Origin of the sequence: Maribacter sp. 2-571, assembly GCF_050589625.1 — a bacterium.
Classification (GTDB): domain Bacteria; phylum Bacteroidota; class Bacteroidia; order Flavobacteriales; family Flavobacteriaceae; genus Pelagihabitans.
In genome coordinates, this window is the sequence record NZ_JBNGOP010000062.1 from 1 (window position 1) to 1,912 (window position 1,912).

General features: G+C 44.1%; 2 protein-coding genes. Both read left to right on the plus strand.

The features are described from left to right. Nucleotides 1-246 precede the first annotated feature (246 nt). The gene (locus tag ACRD7P_RS20845) at nt 247-837 is read left to right on the plus strand and encodes a hypothetical protein (RefSeq protein ID WP_430909730.1); all 591 of its coding nucleotides are present in this window, start codon (nt 247-249) and stop codon (nt 835-837) included. A gap of 758 nt (nt 838-1,595) precedes the next feature. Next, on the plus strand, nt 1,596-1,912 hold a 317-nt coding region (locus ACRD7P_RS20850), incomplete at its 3' end, for an RHS repeat-associated core domain-containing protein (RefSeq protein ID WP_430909731.1).

The following is a 1,912-nucleotide window of genomic DNA, read 5'->3' on the forward strand; positions in this document are numbered from 1 at the left end:
CCCCGCACAGGGCAGACCTAGATTGTTGCGAAAAGCAAAAATCCCCTAGGCCTGCCCTGCTTCCTCGCCAGCGCACCACCAAAGCAATGTTTACATAATAGAAGTTATAACCGCTCTTCCTTACGTCAGGGTCTATAACGCTATTATGTAAAATTGCCGCTGTCCCAACACCAAATCCCAACCCAAAAACCAACAAATGATTACACGATAATTTTGTAGCTTTAATCACTTTAGAAGTATGTTACAATGAAAGATATAAAACTGTATAAGGCTGCCTTTATGGAAGCGTTGGAATGTGAAGAAAAAGACTTTGAAATGAAGCCATACATGGATGGCAACAAAGGAGGTCCAATGCTTGCCAAATATGGAGATGCTGTATATAAAGTGAATAGTTCCGATGATTTATACCAATATGCAGAAGCACACTTGACAGATGAACTGGCCTTTCATTTACCGCCTTATATAGTCAGCGACATCATGGAAGATATCCATGCTTCGGAAAAATTCTATAGTAAATTGTTGGACGGTATAAGAAAAGAGCATAAAGAAGAACTAGCTCTGCTACTAAGTGTTTATAATACCACTCAAGGCGACTTCTGGGGGATACTCTATGAACACGCAGACCCGCTTTTGTGTGCAAAAGCTGTCAATGCAGCAACTGAGATGTACGATCTTGAAATATTGAAGGGAGAACTTGTTGAAGAATGGGTTGTGAATGGCGATGAACTGTTGTCCATGCATGTCGAGGGTATCTTTAAAGAAGTGGTTTTTAACGAAGATACTCCGTCTGAAGAATGCTTCTACATATACGATGTGGATTATGTTTTTTATGAGTAAAACTCATTTAGGTCAAGATGTGTCATTGTCATTACAAAATAGACCCTCTGACTGTTAACCAGAATACCCTTCCCACTCGGTCGTGACGCTCAATCGTCGCTTGCCTATCATTTTAAAAAAGACCGATTCCCAACGCACCGCCAACCTCCAAATCGTTCTTTTTTAAAACGTTCCCCTCGAAAACCGTCCGCCGACTTCATGACCTGCGACCTCCTGCTTTGGGAGCAGAAGACCATAGGTTCAAGTCCCTCTCTCGCCATACGTCCGCAAAACATCATGCCCCAAAGCCTTACCGAGCTAATACTATGAAATGCGGGGCAAAAGGCCCCTACGCTCCGCCATATCACGTTTAACCGGGGATTACATGGGCGTGATACTATAATCCCTTCCCCGAAAATCATTGGGCAGAAGCCTCCCGACGGTTCGGGATTGGTTACAGGACAAGCGTTGGCAGCGAGGGCGTAGGGAGTATTTTACATAGTTTACATTATGGCTTACGGCCAAAAAGAAGAATCCAGACCTAAATGTTGACACCGTACCATAATGCAAATTATGTAACATACCGGGGGAAGGGAGCGGCGGCGATACGGGGGCTTGTTGCCCTAGCAATAAACCGGATCGCCGCTGCGAGGCCGATCCAGCTACAATGCCTATCTTAGTGACATTGATACGTTCTTTTACATAAAAACGGGTCGCCCTTGGCCAAAAAAAGGGCCGTTTTATAAAAAAATCGCTTAAATACGGTACACTTGGGCAACGTGCGGTTGTCCTACCAGGATGCAGATAATGACGGGTCTATCGACCCGAATACCGAAATCGTAAAGGAATCGAACTATTATCCATTTGGATTATCTCATAAGGGTTACAACAACAATGTAAGTTCCTTTGGGAATTCCGTTGCAAAAAGATATATGTTCGGGGGCAAGGAGTACAATGAGGAACTGGGTCTGGACTGGTACGATATCACCGCCCGGAACTATGACCCCGCTTTGGGAAGATGGATGAACATCGATCTTCTCGCTGAAGTTCAAGAAGATTTTACGCCATACCACTATTCATACAATAGCCCTATAAC